General features: G+C 71.1%; 11 protein-coding genes and 1 pseudogene. 4 read left to right on the top strand and 8 right to left on the bottom strand.

Features of this window, described 5'->3' with window-relative positions:
• The first annotated feature begins 105 nt into the window (after positions 1–105).
• A complete protein-coding gene (locus IF47_RS0102850; RefSeq protein WP_031506344.1) occupies positions 106–960 on the top strand; it encodes a helix-turn-helix domain-containing protein in 855 nt (284 codons plus the stop codon).
• A 9-nt stretch (positions 961–969) separates the two neighbouring features.
• Complete coding sequence (locus IF47_RS0102845) at positions 970–1170, top strand: DUF397 domain-containing protein (RefSeq protein ID WP_031506343.1); 201 nt, start codon at positions 970–972, stop codon at positions 1168–1170.
• Positions 1171–1425: 255 nt separating this feature from the next.
• On the opposite strand, the gene IF47_RS0102840 is transcribed toward IF47_RS0102845, so the two are convergent.
• Positions 1426–2346, bottom strand: coding sequence for a hypothetical protein (locus IF47_RS0102840; RefSeq protein WP_031506342.1), 921 nt, complete (start codon positions 2344–2346; stop codon positions 1426–1428).
• Positions 2347–2915: 569 nt separating this feature from the next.
• Here IF47_RS0102840 and IF47_RS0102835 point away from each other — a divergent pair.
• Entirely contained in the window at positions 2916–3566 is a 651-nt protein-coding gene (locus IF47_RS0102835) for a fascin domain-containing protein (RefSeq protein WP_031506341.1), read from the top strand.
• Between the two features lie 124 nt (positions 3567–3690).
• Here IF47_RS0102835 and IF47_RS0102830 read toward each other — a convergent pair whose 3' ends face one another.
• Positions 3691–6261, bottom strand: a complete 2571-nt coding sequence (locus IF47_RS0102830; protein ID WP_031506340.1) for an alpha-L-arabinofuranosidase C-terminal domain-containing protein — start codon at positions 6259–6261, stop codon at positions 3691–3693.
• Positions 6262–6550: 289 nt separating this feature from the next.
• Here IF47_RS0102830 and IF47_RS0102825 point away from each other — a divergent pair.
• Positions 6551–7042: pseudogene (locus tag IF47_RS0102825) on the top strand (hypothetical protein); the annotation flags it as partial.
• Positions 7043–7103: 61 nt separating this feature from the next.
• On the opposite strand, the gene IF47_RS0102820 reads toward IF47_RS0102825, so the two are convergent.
• The 6 genes from IF47_RS0102820 to IF47_RS0102795 all read right to left on the bottom strand — a co-directional run bounded on the left by IF47_RS0102820 (position 7104) and on the right by IF47_RS0102795 (position 13406).
• The gene (locus IF47_RS0102820) at positions 7104–7616 is read right to left on the bottom strand and encodes a hypothetical protein (protein WP_051716876.1); all 513 of its coding nucleotides are present in this window, start codon (positions 7614–7616) and stop codon (positions 7104–7106) included.
• An 89-nt stretch (positions 7617–7705) separates the two neighbouring features.
• Complete coding sequence (locus IF47_RS0102815; RefSeq protein WP_031506337.1) at positions 7706–8983, bottom strand: thymidine phosphorylase; 1278 nt, start codon at positions 8981–8983, stop codon at positions 7706–7708.
• A gap of 52 nt (positions 8984–9035) precedes the next feature.
• Positions 9036–9449 (bottom strand): cytidine deaminase, encoded by a 414-nt coding sequence (locus IF47_RS31375; protein WP_031506336.1) that lies wholly within the window; start codon positions 9447–9449, stop codon positions 9036–9038.
• A complete protein-coding gene (locus IF47_RS31370; RefSeq protein ID WP_031506335.1) occupies positions 9446–10708 on the bottom strand; it encodes an ABC transporter permease in 1263 nt (420 codons plus the stop codon). Before IF47_RS31370 ends, IF47_RS31375 begins: the two co-directional genes overlap by 4 nt.
• A complete protein-coding gene (locus IF47_RS0102800; RefSeq protein ID WP_031506334.1) occupies positions 10705–11832 on the bottom strand; it encodes an ABC transporter permease in 1128 nt (375 codons plus the stop codon). Before IF47_RS0102800 ends, IF47_RS31370 begins: the two co-directional genes overlap by 4 nt.
• Positions 11829–13406 carry an ABC transporter ATP-binding protein gene (locus tag IF47_RS0102795; protein ID WP_037731794.1) on the bottom strand — a complete coding sequence of 526 codons (1578 nt, stop codon included), beginning with the start codon at positions 13404–13406 and terminating at the stop codon, positions 11829–11831. The genes IF47_RS0102800 and IF47_RS0102795 overlap by 4 nt, the downstream gene beginning before the upstream one ends.
• Positions 13407–13430 lie beyond the last annotated feature (24 nt).

The following is a 13430-nucleotide window of genomic DNA, read 5'->3' as shown; positions in this document are numbered from 1 at the left end:
CCCTAGAGACTCACTGATAGAACTATCAGTGGTTCTGGGTTAGCTTTATCAACTTCACCCGTGTGAGTGACGCAGCCGCCCACACGCGAGAAAGAGCCGAGAGCCATGCCAGCGAGCAGCACCCCGACACTCAGGCAGCAGCGCCTGGGGACCGAACTGCGGAGACTTCGCCTGAGCGCGGGTCTGTCATCCACCGAGGCCGCTGCGAGACTCGGCGTCCAGCAAGCCCGCATGAGCATGATCGAGGCAGGCCGTTACGCGGTGAGCGCGGACCGCGTGCGCGCCCTGGCCCACGCATACTCGTGCACGGACCAAGACCTCGTCGACGCCCTCGCCTCGATGACGGGTGGACGGACGCGCGGCTGGTGGGAGGAGTATCGGGACATCCTTCCGGCCGGGGCTCTCGACCTCGCCGAGCTGGAACACCACACGGTCTCGATGCACATCGCCTCGGTGATCCACGTACCCGGTCTCCTCCAGACCACGGAGCACGCGCGTGCGGTCATCAGCGATGTCGTTCCTCCCCTCGCACCGCCCGATGTGGAGCACCGAGTCTCTTTCCGGATCAAGAGGCAGGCGATCCTCCACAGGGAAAACCCGACTCCGTTGACGGCGATCGTCCACGAAGCCGCCCTCCGCATGGGTTTCGGAGGCCCGGCCGTCTCCCGCGCTCAACTCACCCACCTCATCGAGGCGAGCGAGCGCGAGAACGTCACCGTGCTGGTGATCCCGTTCGGCGCCGGCACCTTCCCCAGCTCCGGGCAGTCCGTCGTCTACTGCCACGGTCCCGTCCCACAGCTCGACACCGTGCAGCTCGACACGGACCATGGCTCCGAATTCCTTGATGCACACGCGCAGTTGACGAAGTACCGCACCGTTGTGGACCGCATGAAGGGCTGCGCTCTCACCCCGACCGATTCCCGTGATCTGATGCGCCGCATCGCCCGAGAGATCCGATAAGGAGCGTGCATGTCCGCCCCTGTCTGGCAGAAGTCCTCCTACAGCGGCGAGGCCGCCAACTGCGTCCAGGTCGCGTCGGGCGACGACGGGACGGTCGGGATGCGCGAGAGCGACGACCCCGGCACCGTCCTGACCACCACGCCCGAGAGCCTGGCGGCCTTCATACGCGGTGTGAAGGCCGGCGAGTTCGACCACTTCCTCCGGCGCTGACCCACCGGACGCCCGACCGGCAGCCGGACGACGGCGGGAGGGGACGGGAAGGGGCGGATGTTCCGGACACTCAAGCGTGATTTGCGGCCAATACACGCTCCACACAACGTCTCACGGCAACGGCCGTAAATCATGCCGTCCGGAACGTCCGCCCCGGACCGGCCCCGACCCCCACCCCCACCGCACCCGCCGGCGCCCGCCGACCACGCGGGCCGCCGATCCGTCCGTCACCCCTCCACCGTCACCCCTCCACCGTTACCGGCCCGACGACACGTGACGGTAGGCCCGGAGGGCCAAGAGCGCGGCGAGGGTCACCGCCGGACGGGCCTCCACCTCGGTGACGGGCGACCACTTCGCCCAGCGGATCGGCCAGCCGCCGTCCTCCCGCTGTTCGGCGACCAAGTACCGCAGGCCGCGGTCCATCTCGGTGTCGGTGAACCAGGCCCGGGCGAGGCTGTCCGGGCGCGGAGCGTAGTCGTGCGGCAGGTGGTACTCGCCCGGCGCGTACCCGGGGGCGAGGGTCGCGGCCTCGGGACGCTCCGGGTCCAGCAGCACGATGCGCTGTTCCCGCACCATCTCGCCCAGCCGGACGGCCTGCCGCGTCGCCCACGTCCGGTCCGGTGCCGCGTCGAGAAAGGCGACGGCGGCCTCGGCCTCGTAGGGATGGGTCTGCCGCAGCGCCTCGACGGCGTGGCGGCAGAAGTCCACCGCCCTGTCCAGCCACGGGTGTTCCACCTCGGCGCGGAGCAGGGCGGCGACGATCGGGCCGGTCGGGAGCAGGTCTCCCACCGGTTCGTCCGGGATCGGCAGCCAGGGCGGACGCGGGTAGGGACGCAGGGTGGGCAGAACGGCGGGCACCCCGCCGTCCGCTGCGGAGTGTTCCGCCGGCCAGTCGCAGATCTCCTCGGCCCGGCCGCGCAGTGCGCCCGTCTCCTCCAGGACCTCCAGGGCGGCGATCATCGAGATCGGCTGGCTCGCGGGACCTCGTACGTCCGGTTCGAGGCCGTAGGCGTACCCCCCGTCCGGCGCTCGGTGGGCGTCCAAGGCCGTCAGGACGCCCGCCGGCGCGGTCTCGTCCCCGAAGAGGAACGCGAAGCGGCGCTGTTCCAGTACACGTCCGGACTCCCACAGGAAGCGTCCGGCCTTCTCGATCACGCTGTCGTCGACCCACACCATGCCCCGACGGTAGGCGCCCCACCGCCGGCGGGCTTGAACAAACCGGACGCGACCGGGCTCCTGTACCCCGTACGGGTGCACGGACGCCGTCCCCCGTGACCGTTCCGGCCACGCCTCCCGACCGCGGGAAGCGGGACCGGCCGCACCCGCCGCACCCCCTTCACCCGTCGCCGCACCCCCCTTCACCCGCCGCGTCCCCTTCCGGAACGACGCGCGGCACCGGAAAACGCCTGTTCGAAGAGGCGTCCTGCCGTTACGCTGTAGCCGCCTCGACGGAACGGTCCACCCCGTCCAACGGCCCACTGTGGCCGTCTTGTTGGCGGTGGAGGGGTGTTCCGGCGGGCACGGTACGACCGCCGGCGCTTCGGGGAAAGCGCCGACCGCGGTCTCCGGGGGGCGTGGGGGAAAGACAGGGGGGATGGTGCCGGCATGCCAGGAGAGTCGATGCCCGGCGCACGGGGAACGGACGTCACGGTCCGCACCACGAATGTCCCGAGCAGGCGGTCGAAACCCGCTCTCGCCGATCCCGGAATCCATTCGACGAAAGGTGAGGACGACCTGTGCGACGCATGACTTCCCTTCTCCTGACCGTGGGCGCTCTGCTGACGGCCTCCACGCTGGTGGCTCCGGCGGCGGGGGCCGCTCCCGCCGAGACCCCGGTCGCCGGCGTGCCGGCCGGTTGGGAGAAGATCGACGGCCCCGAGCTGGCCGCGATGAACGACGAGGCGGCCGGCAAGCCGTCCCTCTCCGCGACGCAGGCCACCGCGGACGAGACGGCCTACCTGGCGATCGAGTCGGTCCGCAACGAGAAGCTCGTCACCGCCGAGCTGAACTACGCGGCCCCCAACACCGGTGCGCTGCGCGCCCGGTCCACCAACCTCGGGAGCTGGGAGAGCTTCGCCTTCGAGTGGGACGACGCCACCGAGACCTACGCCCTGAGGTCCATGGCCAACAACCGGTACGTCGCCGTCGAGCTGAACCAGACCGGCAACTCCAAGAACCTGCTGCGCGCCCGGTCCACCGGCGTCGGCGGCTGGGAGCGGTTCTCCCTCTACTACAGCGAGACGCTGGACCGCTGGGCGCTGCAGTCCGAGGCGAACGGCCTCTTCGTCGCCATGGAGTACAACTTCACCGGCTCCCTCCAGTACGCGCTGCGGGCCCGTTCCGCCGACATCAGCGGCTCCTGGGAGGAGTTCGTCCTGTACGACCTGGGTCTCTGACGGACGCCCACGGGGCGTGCCGGGCCGGTTCGGCCCGGCACGCCCCGCCGTCGTCGGTGGGCCGAGGGCGGCGGGGCGAGCCCGCGCGACCGCGCGCCGGACGGCGCCGCCCCACCCCGTCACGTCACGGTGTGCGCGGTGGGCGCTCGGTGAGGCGCAGGAACGTGATCGAGTGGGCCGGGAAGGTGTGGGTGAAGGTGGTGTCCACGCCTCGGATGGTGGAGCGTTCCGGCTTGACGGGCCGGTCGTCGGCGGTGTTGACGGCGTCCGGGTCGCCCTGGAGGACGGTCAGGCGCGCGGTCGGCGCCACGTCCGTCCCGTCGCCCAGGTCGATGCGCGTACGGGCGGGGGTCTCCTGCGCGTTGACGACCTTGACGATCAGCTCTCCGGTGGCCTTGTCGCGGGTGACGACCTGGCGGAAGGGCTCGGCGACCTTGTCGTCGGTGAAGCTGCCCCACTCCTGGCCGTCGAGGTGGAGGGTCACCTGCCGGCCGCGGACCTCGACGCGGATGTCGTACTCGCGGCCGGTCTCGATCACCGTGCCGTCCTCGATCATCGTCTGCTTGCCGCCGCCGTCGGCCTTCTCCACGGCCGAGCGGGTGTTGCCCCAGCCACCCAGGTTCCACCAGTAGAAGTTGCCGGTGTCCCGCACGCCGAAGGCGACGAGGAAGCCCTCGCGGCCCGCCCGTTTGGTGGCCTTCACGTGCAGGTCGTAGTCGCGCCAGGCGGGGTCGCCGGCGGTGACCAGGGTGTTCTCGGCTGCCGTGTCGGTCTGGACGTACGCGCCGTCCTCCACCGTCCAGGTGCCGCGTCCGGCGGCCTCGGTCCACTTCCCCGCGCCGGCGGAGAAGTCGTCGGCGAACAGTTCCTCACCGCCGGCGGAGACCACCCGCACATCGTCGTACGCGGCGCTGGTGGCCCAGGTGGACAGGCCGACGGCGCCGGTGATCGGCCCGCTCGTGACGGGAGTGGCGGAGGAACGGCTCACCACGACCTCGTCGCCGACGTTGTTCATGAACAGCTTCTGCGTCTCGTAGCTGGTCGATCCCCAGGAGCGGGCGTTGTCGAACCAGATCATGTCCGGGCTCCACTGCACGTAATCGGTGTTGGCCAGCAGCGGGGCGTAGGACGCCATCTTCACGATGTCGGCGTTGCGTTCCAGGCCGGTCATGAACGCGGCCTCGGCGAGGGAGTTGCGGAAGCGGTTGTCCTGGGAGGCGTACTCGCCGAGGAACACCTCGGGGCCGGAGCGGTCGTAGGAGTCGTAGCGCTCGTTGTTCTCCAGGAACCAGCTCGGGCTGTTGTAGTAGTGCTCGTCGACCATCTCCACGCCGGAGGCGCGGGCCAGTTCCCAGGCTCGGTCGAAGACGGCGCCTGCGTCGTCGGGGCCGGAGTTGGCGATCACGGTGATCTCGGGGTGCTCCGCCTCGACGGCCGCGCGGAAGGCGGCGAAGCGCTCGAAGAACGCGTCGGGCAGGTTCTCCTCGTTGCCGACCGCGATGTGGGTAAGGCCGAACGGCTCCGGGTGGCCCATCTCGGCGCGTTTGGCTCCCCAGGTGGAGTCGGCGGGGCCGTTGGCGAACTCGATCAGGTCCAGGGTGTCCTGGATGTGGCGCTTCAGCAGCTCGGGGTCGTCGGTGGCCTTGTTCTCGCCGCAGCCGGTGACGAGGGCGGGGACGACGGGCAGCGGCATGGCCCCGATGTCCTCGGCGAACTGGAAGTACTCGTGGTAACCGAGACCGTAGGACTGGTTGTAGCCCCAGAAGTTGGCGTTGGTCGCCCGCTCCTCGACGGGGCCGATGGTGTCCTTCCACTGGTAGGAACGGCGCCGTTCCCAGTTCGGCGCCTCATACGCCTCGTGGCTGCCGGTGTTGACCAGGCAGCCGCCGGGGAAGCGCAGGAAGCCGGGGTTCAGGGCGGCGATCTTCTCCGCGAGGTCCTTGCGCATCCCGTTGGGACGGCCTTTGAAGGTGTCGCGGGGGAAGAGCGAGACCATGTCGAGGCGGAGCGTGCCGGCGCCGCCCGCGGTCACCGCCAGGCGTCCTTCCGTGCTGTCGGCCCGGGCGGTGAGGGTGCCGGTGTACTTCGTCCAGCGGTCGCCGCGCACGGTGCGGCGCAGTGGGGCGGCCAGCGCCGTCCCGGAGGCGTCGTGGAGGGTGACGGTCAGCGGGGTGCCGCCCCGACGGTCGGTGCGGGCCCACACGGAGAAGTCGTACCTCTCGCCCCTCTCGACGGCGATCCCGGTGTTGTAGCCGGCGTTGACGACGCCGTAGCGGGCGCCGTCGCCGCCGGTGCCGTCGAGGTCCAGCCGCAGGTGGTTGCGGTTGCGCTCGTTGAGGCGCTTCTCGTCGTCCACGACGTGCGCGGTGCCGGTCGCGCCGCCGGTGGCGGTCTCGGTCCAGGCCGTGAGACCGGTGTAGGAGGGGTTGTCGACGGGGGCGTACTCGAAGGAGCGGTTCTGGACGAGCTCGGCGTACAGTCCGCCGTCGGCCGCGCGGTTGATGTCCTCGTAGAAGACGCCGTACATCCGGTCGTCGATCGTCGGGCCGGTGCGGGTGGGGTCGATGGCGAGGGTGTAGTCGGCCGGTTCCGACGCCGAGGCGCCGGCGGTGGGGACGGCGGCGAGCGCGCCCGCGAGGAGGGCGCCGGTGAGGAGGGCGATGGCGGGGGCTGGTCTGGGTCGTGTGCGCGGCATGAGGCTCCCGGGTTCGGTGCGTTCGAAATCTCGTACACTGACCAGAACTTCGAACGCGAAGATAGGCAGGCCCGGGGAGGCCGTCAATGCCTCGTGCGGCAACGACCGCCGCCGGCGCCCTCTCGCGCGTCGTGCGCCTCGTGCCGGGCGGTTCCGTGACGGGGCGCCCGGTACGGCGTCCGACATAGGGTCACGGCGTGACCGAACCCGCCCCCGACCCCCGGTTCGACGCCCTCCGCGACGCGTTGGCGCGGGGCGGCGAGACCCGTACCGCCACGGTGACCGACGTCTCGCCGAGGTGCTGAGCCCACCTCGGACGGTCACCCTGGCCACGGTCCTCATGGCGGTGGAGGACGAGAACCTGATCGAATCCCCGGCCGACACACCGGCCGCGCTCGCGGCACACGGGCTGCGGATGCCCGGCGCCGACGAGTGGGAGCACGCCTGCGGGGCCGGGGCGTCCACCCTGTTCCGATGGGGCGACCACTGCCCCCTCGACCGCATCCCCTACGGGGACACCACCGGCCCCCAACACCGGCCGAACGCCTTCGGCCTGCGCATCGCGTACGACGTCCACAGCGCGGAACTGAGCGACGACACGACCGCCGTCCACGGCGGCGACGGCGGGGAGGCGGTCTGCGGCGGATACGGCAGCCTGCTCGCGTGGCTGCCCCTGGCCACCGCCAACCGCAACCCCTCCATGGCCGAGTTCGTGTACGGCCCGGACGGCGAGGACCTCTGCGAGGACTTCTCCGTCCGCCCCGTCCTCCCGCTCGCCTGAGGCCCGTTCCGGTCGGCGCTCCCCGCCGTGCCGCCGGAACGGCGGTGTCAGGTGTCAGGTGTCAGGGGCGGCGCACGGCGCGGGCCGGGTGCGCCGCGGCCAGGTCGCGGGCGAGGTGCGCGCGACGCAGGCCGCCTCGGCGCAGCCGGCGGAGATCCTCGCCGGTGTCGTACATGAGCTGCCAGTGGAAGTAGTTCACGTGCTCCAGCACGGCGAAGAGCGCGAACCCGAGTCCCGGCAGGCTTCCGCTTCCGGGGTCGCTCCGCACCGCCCAGGCGGTGAACAGCACTCCGGCCACCAGCAACGGGACGTTGAGCACACGAACGGCGGCGAACACCCGGACGCCGGGAAGAGGCGTTCCGGGGGCGGCCGTGTGCCGGAGTTTGGCCACCCAGTACCCGGCCCCCTCCACCAGCAGCAGCGCGAACAGCGCGAACCCCACCGCGTTCGCCGCCGTCACGGGCAGACCGACCGCCCCGAACCAGACGACGGCCTGGAGGGGGATGTTGAGCAGCTCCAGGAAGGCCAACGACCTCAGCCTCCGACGGATCCAGAAGCGGGAACGGTGGTCCATGCGGGAGGCGGCCCTTCCGGGTGAGAACGCGTCGGCGCGCACCCCCGGGGTCCCGGTGGGGTGCGCGCCGACGTGGGGTGGTCGGTGTGTCAGACGATGCGGTCGAGGATCAGGGGGACCGGCTCGAAGGAGGCCGTGTCGGTGATCTCGACGGCGTCGCCGGCGAGGGCTTCGAGGGCGTAGTCGAAGCGCTCGGGGGTGTCGGTGTGGAGGGTCAGCAGCGGGGCGCCCGCGCTCACCCGGTCGCCGGGCTTGGCGTGCAGTTCCACTCCGGCCCCGGCCTGCACCGGGTCCTCCTTGCGGGCGCGGCCCGCGCCCAGCCGCCAGGCGGCCACGCCCACCGCGTAGGCGTCCAGCCTGGTGAGGGTGCCGGAGGTCTCGGCGTGGAGGGTGTGCCGCTCGCGGGCGACGGGCAGCGGCGCGTCCGGGTCGCCGCCCTGGGCGGTGATCATGCGGCGCCAGTGGTCCATCGCCGAACCGTCGGCGAGCGCCTTGGCCGGGTCGGCGTCCGGCAGTCCGGCCGCGTCGAGCATCTCGCGGGCCAGGGCCAGGGTGAGTTCCACGACGTCCGCCGGGCCGCCGCCGGCCAGGACCTCCACCGACTCGCGGACCTCCAGGGCGTTGCCCGCCGTCCGGCCCAGCGGGGTGGACATGTCGGTGAGCAGGGCGACGGTCCTGACGCCGTGGTCGGTGCCGAGTCCGACCATGGTGCCGGCCAGTTCGCGGGCGTCGTCGAGGTTCTTCATGAACGCGCCGGAGCCGACCTTGACGTCCAGGACGAGCGCGCCCGTCCCCTCCGCGATCTTCTTCGACATGATCGAGGAGGCGATCAGCGGGATGGCCTCGACGGTGCCGGTGACGTCGCGCAGGGCGTAGAGCTTCCTGTCGGCCGGCGCCAGTCCGTCGCCCGCCGCGCAGATCACGCAGCCGGCCTCGCCCAGCACGTCGAGCATCTCCTCATTGGAGAGCAGCGCCCGCCAGCCGGGGATGGACTCCATCTTGTCGAGCGTGCCGCCGGTGTGGCCCAGGCCCCGGCCGGAGAGCTGGGGGACGGCCGCGCCGCAGGCGGCGACCAGCGGGGCCAGCGGCAGGGTGATCTTGTCGCCGACGCCGCCCGTGGAGTGCTTGTCGGTGGTCGGGCGGGTCAGGGAGGAGAAGTCCATCCGCTCACCGCTCGCGATCATCGCCGCGGTCCAGCGGGCGATCTCCTCGCGCTCCATGCCGTTGAGCAGGATCGCCATGGCCAGGGCCGACATCTGTTCGTCGGCGACCTCGCCTCGGGTGTAGGCGTCGATCACCCAGTCGATCTGGGCGTCGCTCAGACGGCCCCGGTCGCGTTTGGTGCGGATGACGGAGATGGCGTCCATGGAAGGTGCGGCTCCTTGTGGGGGCTTGCGAGGGGTGGGACGGCGGGGACGGTCAGCGGTCCGCGAGGTCGTCGGGGCCGAAGGCGTCGGGGAGGATGTCGGACAGGGGGCGGATGCCGGAGGCGGTGTCGACGGCCAGGTCCGGGCCGCCGTGCTCCCAGAGCAGTTGGCGGCAGCGACCGCACGGCATCAGCACCCGGCCCTTGCCGTCGCAGCAGGTGAAGGCCGTGAGCCGGCCTCCGCCGGTGGCGAACAGCTCCGAGACCAGGCCGCACTCGGCGCACAGCCCGACGCCGTAGGAGGCGTTCTCCACGTTGCATCCGCCGACCACCCGGCCGTCGTCCACCAGCGCGGCGGCGCCGACAGGGTACTTCGAGTAGGGGACGTAGGCCCGGGACATCATCTCCCGGGCCTTCGCCCGCAGCGCCGTCCAGTCGACGGCGGCTGCCGTACGGGGCTCGCTCACGTGCCCTCGCCCTTCCGGTAGGACTTGCCGACGGCCTTCGGCGCCCGCAGTCGCTGCGCGGACATCGCCAGCACCAGCAGCGTGGCGACGTAGGGGGCCGCGGTGACGAACTGGCTGGGCACCTCGTCCACCGACAGGTACCACACGAACAGCACCAGGCCGCTGACCGCCGCGACCGCCGCGGTGAGGAACTTCCTCCGGTAGATCGCCCAGGCGGTGGCCAGGACCAGCAGGATCGCCAGCAGCAGGAGCAGGGCGTGGACGTTCTGGCCGCCGCCGCGCAGGTTGAGGCTGTCGGTGTAGCCGAAGAGTCCGGCGCCCAGGGCCAGGCCGCCGGGCATCCAGTTGCCGAAGATCATCGCGGCGAGGCCGATGTAGCCGCGACCGCCGGTCTGGCCCTCCAGGTAGATGTTGGTGGCGACCTCGGCGAGGAAGACGCCGCCCAGGCCGGCGAAGCCGCCCGAGATCATCACGGCGATGTACTTGTACTTGTAGACGTTGACGCCCAGGGTCTCCGCGGCCAGCGGGTTCTCGCCGCAGGAGCGCAGCCGCAGGCCGAACGCGGTGTTCCACAGCACCCACCGGCTGAGCGGAACCATGGCGACGGCCACGATCGTCAGCAGGGAGAGGTTGGTCACCAGGCCGCCGACGAGTCCGGCGACGTCGGAGACGAGGAACCAGTGCTGGGCGTTGAGGTCCCTCATCGCGTCGGAGAGTCCGGGGACGGTGATCTGGGTGATGGACTCGATCGGCGGGGACTGCTTGCTGGTGCCGCCCTCCATCTCGGCGAAGGTGAAGCTGGACAGGTAGCGGGTGGCGCCGACGGCGAGGATGTTGATGGCCACACCGGAGACGATGTGGTTGACGCCGAAGGTGACGGTGGCGATGGCGTGCAGCAGGCCGCCCAGCGCGCCGCCGAGGATGCCCACGACCACGCCCGTCCAGGGGCCCCACTGGACACCGGCCCAGGCGCCGAACCAGGTGCCCAGGATCAGCATGCCCTCCAGGCCGATGTTGATCACACCGGCCCGTTCGGCCCACAGGCCGCCCAGGGCCGCGAGTCCGATCGGGACGGCCAGCCGCAGGGCGGTGGAGGTCTGTCCGACGGAGGTGATGCCGTGGGCGCCGGTGATCAGCCGCACGGCGGAGACCAGCAGCAGGATGCCCGCGACGACCAGCATCCACTCGGCGAGGGTGAGGCGGCGGCGTGCGGTCGGCTTGGACTGCTGCGCGGCCGGCTTGGTGAGGGTGGTGCTCACGCCGACACCTCCTTGCGGTTCTCCGGACCGGTGCCGTCCGTCGCCGCGGCAGCGGCGGCGAGCTCCTCGCCGACCTTCTGCTGCTGGCGACGCAGGCCGTAGCGGCGCACGGCCTCGTAGCTGATGACGACCGCCATCACGATCATCCCCTGCATGATCATGGCGATCTCCTTCTCGTAGCCGTTGTAGTCGAGCGTCGCCGACGCCTTGTCCAGGAAGGCGATGAGCAGGGCGCCGAGGGCGATGCCGACCGGGTGGTTGCGGCCGAGGAGGGCGATGGTGATGCCCGTGAAGCCGAGGCCGGCCGGGAAGTCGAGGCTGTAGGTGTGGGCGTCGCCGAGCAGGATGGGCATGCCGGCCAGGCCCGCGACGGCGCCGGAGATCAGCATGCTGGTGAGGACCATCCGCTTGGCGTCGACACCGCTGGCGATCGCGGCGCTCTCACCGGCGCCGGTGGCGCGCAGGTCGAAGCCGAACCGGGTCCGGTTCAGGACCAGCCAGTACAGGACGCCGCAGAGCGCGGCGACCACGACGAAGCCGTAGATCTCACCGGCGGCGCCGAGTTCGATGCCGGGGAACCAGCCCGACTCCGGGATCTCGCCGGTGGTGAGGTTGTTGCCGCGCTGCTCGCCGAACTGGGCGGGCAGGATCAGGTAGGCGACCACGCTGGTGGCGATGGAGTTGAGCATGATCGTCGAGACGACCTCGCTCACTCCGCGGGTGGTCTTGAGGATGCCCGCGATGCCCGCCCAGAAGGCGCCCACCAGCATCGCGACGACGAGGATGAGCAGGATGTGCAGCGGGCCGGGGAGGGTGACCGAGGCGCCGACCAGCGCGGCGACCATCGCGGCGAGCCGGTACTGGCCGTCGACCCCGATGTTGAACAGGTTCATCCGGAAGCCGATGGCCACCGCCAGCGCGGCCAGGTAGTACGTGGCCGCCTGGTTGACGATGAGCACCTGGATGTCCGAGTGCGCCGCGTACTCGGCCATCAGCGCGTACGGCTCGACGGGGCTGCGGCCGGAGGCGATCAGCACCACCGAGGTCAGCGCCACGGCGACGACGATGGCGAGCGCCGGTCCGCCGAGGGCCAGGATCAGCCGGTCTTTGTCGAACTTCTTCATCGGTCCTCTCCCCCGTCCCGCGCCGGACCGGGCTCCTCGTCCTCGAGGTGGCCGGAGGCCGCGCCGGTCATGGCGGATCCCAGGGCTTCAGGGGTGATCGTGGCGGGGTCGGCGTCGGCGACCAGTCGGCCGCGGTACATCACGCGCAGGGTGTCGGACAGGCCGATCAGCTCGTCCAGGTCCGCGGAGATCAGCAGGACGGCCAGGCCCTCCCGGCGGGCGGCGCGGATCTGGTCCCAGATCTGGGCCTGCGCGCCGACGTCGACGCCACGGGTGGGGTGGGCGGCGATCAGGAACCTGGGGTTGTGGCTCATCTCGCGGCCCACGATCAGCTTCTGCTGGTTGCCGCCGGAGAGGGAGCCCGCGGTGACGTCGATGCCGGGGGTGCGGACGTCGTACTCGGTGACGATCCGCTCGGTGTCGCTCCGCGCGGACTTGATGTCGAGCCAGACGCCCTTGCTGTTGGGGGCCTCGGTGACGTGGCCGAGGATGCGGTTCTCCCACAGGGGGGCCTCCAGCAGCAGCCCGTGCCGGTGGCGGTCCTCGGGGATGTAGCCGACGCCGCCCTCGCGGCGCTTGCGGGTGGGCCAGGCGGTGATGTCCTCGCCGCCCAGGGTGACGGTGCCGCCGTCGGGGCGGCGGGTGCCGATCAGGGCGTCGATCAGCTCGGTCTGCCCGTTGCCCTCGACGCCGGCCAGGCCCAGCACCTCGCCCTTGCGGATGGTGAAGGTGATGTCGTCCAGGACGGTGCGGGCGCCGTCCACCGGGTCGTTCTCGGTGAGGGTGAGCCCCTTCACCTCCAGCATCGGGGTGTCGGTGACGGTGGACTCGCGGGTCTCCGGCGAGGGCAGTTCGGCGCCGACCATCAGCTCGGCGAGCTGCTTGGCGGTGACGTCGGCCGGGTTCACGGAGGCGACGGTGGTGCCGCGGCGTATGACGGTGATGTCGTCGGCGACCGAGAGGACCTCTCCCAGCTTGTGGGAGATGAAGATGACGGTCAGGCCCTCGGCCTTCAGCTCGCGGAGGTTGTCGAAGAGCGCGTCCACCTCCTGCGGAACGAGCACGGCGGTCGGCTCGTCGAGGATGAGGGTGCGGGCGCCGCGGTAGAGGACCTTGAGGATCTCCACGCGCTGGCGGTCGGCGACGCCGAGGTCCTCCACACGGGCGTCGGGGCGGATGCCGAGGCCGTAGGCGTCGGATATCTCCTTGATCCTGGTGCGGGCCCGTGCGCCGATCCCGTACAGCTTCTCGCTGCCGAGGACGGTGTTCTCCAGGACGGTGAGGTTGTCCGCCAGCATGAAGTGCTGGTGGACCATGCCGATGCCCCGGTCGATGGCGTCGCCGGGATCGGAGAAGCTCACCTCCTGTCCGTCGACGGTGATGGTGCCCTCGTCCGGCTTCTGCATGCCGTAGAGGATCTTCATCAGGGTCGATTTGCCCGCACCGTTCTCGCCGACGATGGCGTGGACGGTGCCCTTGCGGACGGACAGGTGGATGTCGTGGTTGGCCACGACACCGGGAAAGCGTTTGGTGATCCCGGCCAGTTCGACGGCGGGAGGGCTGGACGCGTTGATGGTGCACTCTCCTCGGGGCTAAGG

Origin of the sequence: Streptomyces megasporus, from assembly GCF_000718985.1 — a bacterium.
In the GTDB taxonomy this organism is placed as follows: Bacteria; Actinomycetota; Actinomycetes; order Streptomycetales; family Streptomycetaceae; genus Streptomyces; species Streptomyces megasporus.
Note: the sequence above shows the minus strand (reverse complement) of the source record. Positions and strands in the feature narration are given on the sequence as shown.